This is a genomic window from Nonomuraea cypriaca, assembly GCF_015645445.1.
Classification (GTDB): Bacteria; Actinomycetota; Actinomycetes; order Streptosporangiales; family Streptosporangiaceae; genus Nonomuraea; species Nonomuraea cypriaca.
The window spans coordinates 1-4,015 of record NZ_JADOGI010000427.1 but is presented as its reverse complement, the minus strand read 5'-3'; the positions used below and the strand labels follow the sequence as shown (position 1 = coordinate 4,015).

Genomic DNA, 4,015 nt, shown 5'->3' with positions numbered 1-4,015 from the left:
GGCTTCCCCGTCACGATCGAGGCCGGCAACGGCCAGGTCACCATCGGCGAGAAGCCGGAGCGCATCGTCTCCCTCTCGGCCACCCACACCGAGACGCTGTTCGCCATCGGCGCCGGACCCCAGGTCATCGCGGTCGACGACCAGTCGAACTTCCCGCCCGAGGCTCCCAAGACCGAGCTGTCCGGCTTCAAGCCGAACGTCGAGGCCATCGTCGCCCAGAAGCCCGACCTGGTCATCGTCTCCGACGACCTCGACAAGGTCGTCTCAGAACTGGCCAAGGTCAACGTGCCCGTCCTGCTCCAGCCGGCCGCCACGAAGATCGACGAGGCGTACGAGGAGATCACCGAGCTCGGCGCCGCCACCGGGAACCAGGCCAAGGCCGGCGAGGTCGTGTCCGGCATGAGGACGGCCATGGACAAGCTGGCCGCCGAGGCGCCCAAGGACAACAAGCTCACGTACTACCACGAGCTCGACCAGACGCCGTACGCGGCCACGTCCCAGACCTTCATCGGCCAGATCTACGGCATGTTCGGCCTCACGAACATCGCCGACAAGGTCCCCGACCCGGCGGGCGGCTATCCCAAGCTGTCGGCCGAGTTCGTGGCCCAGGCCGACCCGGACCTGATCTTCCTGGCCGACGTCAAGTGCTGCGGCCAGAACAAGGAGGCCCTGGCCCAGCGGCCCGGCTGGAAGAGCCTGTCGGCCATCGCGGACGACCAGGTGATCGAGCTCGACGACGACGTCGCCTCGCGCTGGGGGCCCAGGATCGTCCAGCTCGCCGAGACCATCGGCGCCGCCGTCGCCAAAGCCGGCGCCAAGGCCGGCGCGAGCTGACCATGGCGACGCCGACCGGCCCGTCCAGGGCCAGGCCCCTGTGGCTGGCGTGCGCCCTGGCCGTGCTGGCCGTCTCCATGATCGCGGGGCTCCTCGACGGGGCCGCCGACATCTCGCCGTGGCAGGTCGTGCTCCAGGCGGCGGACTGGCTGCCGTTCGTCCACGTCGACTCGGGCCTCGCGCCCATCGAGCAGGGTCTGCTGTACGAGCTGCGGCTGCCCAGGGTGCTCGTCGCCGCCGTGGTGGGCGGACTACTCGCCATGGCCGGCGCCGGGTACCAGGGGGTGTTCAGGAATCCGCTCGCGGACCCGTACCTGCTGGGGGCCGCGGCGGGCGCCGGGCTCGCGGCGACCGTGGCCATCGTGGCGCTGCCCGCCATGGCCGGGAGCGTCCCGATCGCGGCCTTCGCGGGGGCCGTGGGCGGCGTGTTCCTGGCCTACACGCTCGGCAACACCGCCGGGCGGGCGGGCGGCACCGCCACGCTCGTGCTGGCCGGGGTGGCGGTCACGTCGTTCCTGACCGCGATCCAGACCTTCGTCCAGCAGTTCAAGGTCGAGGAGTTACAGCGCATCTACTCGTGGATCCTCGGCGACGTGGGCGGCGGCTGGGACCAGCTGTGGCTGGTGCTCCCGTACGCCGCCGTCTCCGCCGTGCTGCTCCTGCTGCACGGGCGGATGCTCGACGTACTCGCCGTGGGCGACGAGGAGGCCACCAGCCTCGGGGTGCGGGCGGCACGGGTACGGTTCGCCGTGCTGCTGGCCGCGTCCCTGGCCACCGCGGCGGCCGTGGCGGTGAGCGGGCTGATCGGGTTCGTGGGCATCGTCGTGCCGCACGTCGTCAGGCGGCTGGCGGGCGGCTCGTACCGGATCGTGTTACCGCTGTCGCTCATCGGCGGCGCGGCCTTCCTGGTGCTGGCCGATCTCCTCGCCCGGACCGTCCTCGCGCCCGCCGAGCTGCCGATCGGGGTCGTGACGATGTTCGTGGGGGCGCCGTTCTTCGTGGGCGTCCTGCGCATGACCCGGCGGGCGGTCACATGATCAGCACCTCCGCCCTCTCCGTACGGCTCGGCGGGCGTGAAGTCGTCAGCGGTGTGTCCCTCGTGGTGCCGCGCGGCGCCTGGCTGGCGATCATCGGGCCCAACGGGGCCGGCAAGTCCACCCTGCTCAAGGCCGTCATGGGGCTTCTGCCGCACCGCGGCGACGTCACGCTGGACGGGCGGCCGGCCGCCGGGCTCAGGCCGCGCGAGCGGGCCCGGCTGCTGGCGTACGCGCCGCAGACGCCCGCACTGCCTCCCGACATGCCGGTCTTCGACTACGCGTTGCTGGGGCGTACGCCGTACATCCCGTACCTCGGGAGGGAGAGCAGGCACGACCGGGAGGTCACCGAGGCCGTACTGGACCGGCTGGACCTGAGCGCCCTCGCCACGCGGCGGGTCGGGGAGCTGTCCGGCGGGGAACGGCAGCGGGTGGTGCTGGCCAGGGCGCTCGCCCAGGAGGCGCCCGTGCTGCTGCTCGACGAGCCCACCACCGCGCTGGACCTCGGGCACCAGCAGCAGGTGCTCGAACTGGTCGACCGCCTGCGCCGCGCCGACGGCCTGACAGTGGTCACCACCCTGCACGACCTGACCGTGGCCGGCCTGTACGCCGACGCCCTCCTCCTGCTGGCCGAGGGGCGGGCCGTGGCCGCCGGCGAGCCCGCCGAGGTGCTCACCGAGCCGCTCGTCGGTCAGCACTTCGACGCGCATGTCAAGATCGAGCAGGGGCCTGGCGGGCGGCCCGTCGTACATCTGGTGAGGGGCGGGCCGTGCGGCTGACGTATCGGATCGAGGAGGGGGCGCGGCTCGGGGCGCTGCTGTGGGAGTTCGGGCCCGGATGGCGGATGATCTCCTCGGCCATGCTGGGCGGCGGGATCGGGGAGCGCGAGTGGGTGCTGAACGCGCAGGTGGTCGCCGGTTACTCGCGCATGGATCCGGTGGACCACCTGATCTCGCTGGGACCAGGAGGCGACGGGGTGGGCATGCTCACCGCCGCCTCCGTGGACCGGTACGTCCGCGCCTCGGACGGCGGTGTGGAGGCCGTCGCCACCGTGGGACTGCGCGTCCCCACCTGGGCGGCCGCTCCCGAGGGGGACGTGGATCCCGAGCTGGCGCCGATGCGGGCCGGGACCATCAACATCGTGGCCGTCCTGCCGGTCGCCATGACCGACGCCGCCCTGGTCAACGCCGTGATGACGGTTACGGAGGCCAAGTCCCAGGCGTTGATCGAGGCGGGCTTCCCGTGCACGGGGACGGCTTCTGACGCCGTGTGCGTGGCCGTACCCGTGGATGGGCCCGTGAATATGCCCGCGGAGCTGTTCGGCGGGCCGCGGTCGGAGTGGGGGGCGCGGCTGGCGCGGGCCGTACACACCGCCGTACGGCGGGGCGCCGAAGCGTGGCGTCCTCGTGACTCTAAGTGAGGAAATTCGGGTAAGTAGCATGTGCTCGACGGCTGGTTTCCCGATACTGGGCAGGTGACCGCAATGGCGACGATGGAACCGGCGGGGCGCACGGCATTTCCCCATGCGCCGTTCACTGTCGATGACCTGCTCAAGTTCCCCGACGACGGGAACCGATACGAGCTCTTCAACGGGAGCCTGGTTGTGAGCCCTGCCCCCACCCCCCTGCACCAGGACACGATCTTCCTTCTGCAGACGATTCTGCACCAAGCGGTGCCGTCTCATCTGAAGGTGTACTCGACCGTCAACGTGAGGGTGTCCGACAAGGACTTTTACATCCCTGACCTGGTGGTCGTGCCCAGGGCCACGGCCAAGTCCGTGAAACTCATGTTCGCTCCGAGTGATCTGCTGCTGGCTGTGGAGGTGGTCAGTCCGAGCACCAAATTGCACGACAGAGGGATGAAAGCGGCGGCGTACGCGGCGGGCATTCCCGCCTACTGGCGCATCGAACCGGACGAAGGGCCCACGCTCTACGTCTACGAAATCGACGGCGACACCTACAGCGGACCCACCGCGCACAAGGCCGGGACCAGGGCCACCCTGTCGTCCCCCTTCCCCGTCAGCTTCGACCCCGCCGATCTGATCGACGTCGACTGATCGACCCGGACCGGCCGTCGTCTCCAAGGCGAGCGCCCCGCCCCGTGTGACCTGGGCGGGGTCCTGGAGGGTGGGGGCGGGGGTGTAACGC

5 protein-coding genes are annotated in these 4,015 nt (G+C 71.0%); all 5 read left to right on the top strand.

Annotated elements, in window-relative coordinates:
• The coding region (locus tag ITP53_RS54280) for an ABC transporter substrate-binding protein (RefSeq protein ID WP_195903295.1) at positions 1-834 on the top strand (834 nt) is incomplete at its 5' end.
• Positions 835-836: 2 nt separating this feature from the next.
• Positions 837-1,871, top strand: coding sequence for a FecCD family ABC transporter permease (locus ITP53_RS54275; protein ID WP_195903294.1), 1,035 nt, complete (start codon positions 837-839; stop codon positions 1,869-1,871).
• Positions 1,868-2,647 (top strand): ABC transporter ATP-binding protein, encoded by a 780-nt coding sequence (locus tag ITP53_RS54270; protein ID WP_195903293.1) that lies wholly within the window; start codon positions 1,868-1,870, stop codon positions 2,645-2,647. Before ITP53_RS54275 ends, ITP53_RS54270 begins: the two co-directional genes overlap by 4 nt.
• Complete coding sequence (locus ITP53_RS54265) at positions 2,638-3,288, top strand: adenosylcobinamide amidohydrolase (RefSeq protein WP_195903292.1); 651 nt, start codon at positions 2,638-2,640, stop codon at positions 3,286-3,288. The genes ITP53_RS54270 and ITP53_RS54265 overlap by 10 nt, the downstream gene beginning before the upstream one ends.
• 21 nt (positions 3,289-3,309) lie before the next feature.
• A complete protein-coding gene (locus tag ITP53_RS54260) occupies positions 3,310-3,924 on the top strand; it encodes a Uma2 family endonuclease (RefSeq protein ID WP_195903291.1) in 615 nt (204 codons plus the stop codon).
• Positions 3,925-4,015: the final 91 nt, after the last annotated feature.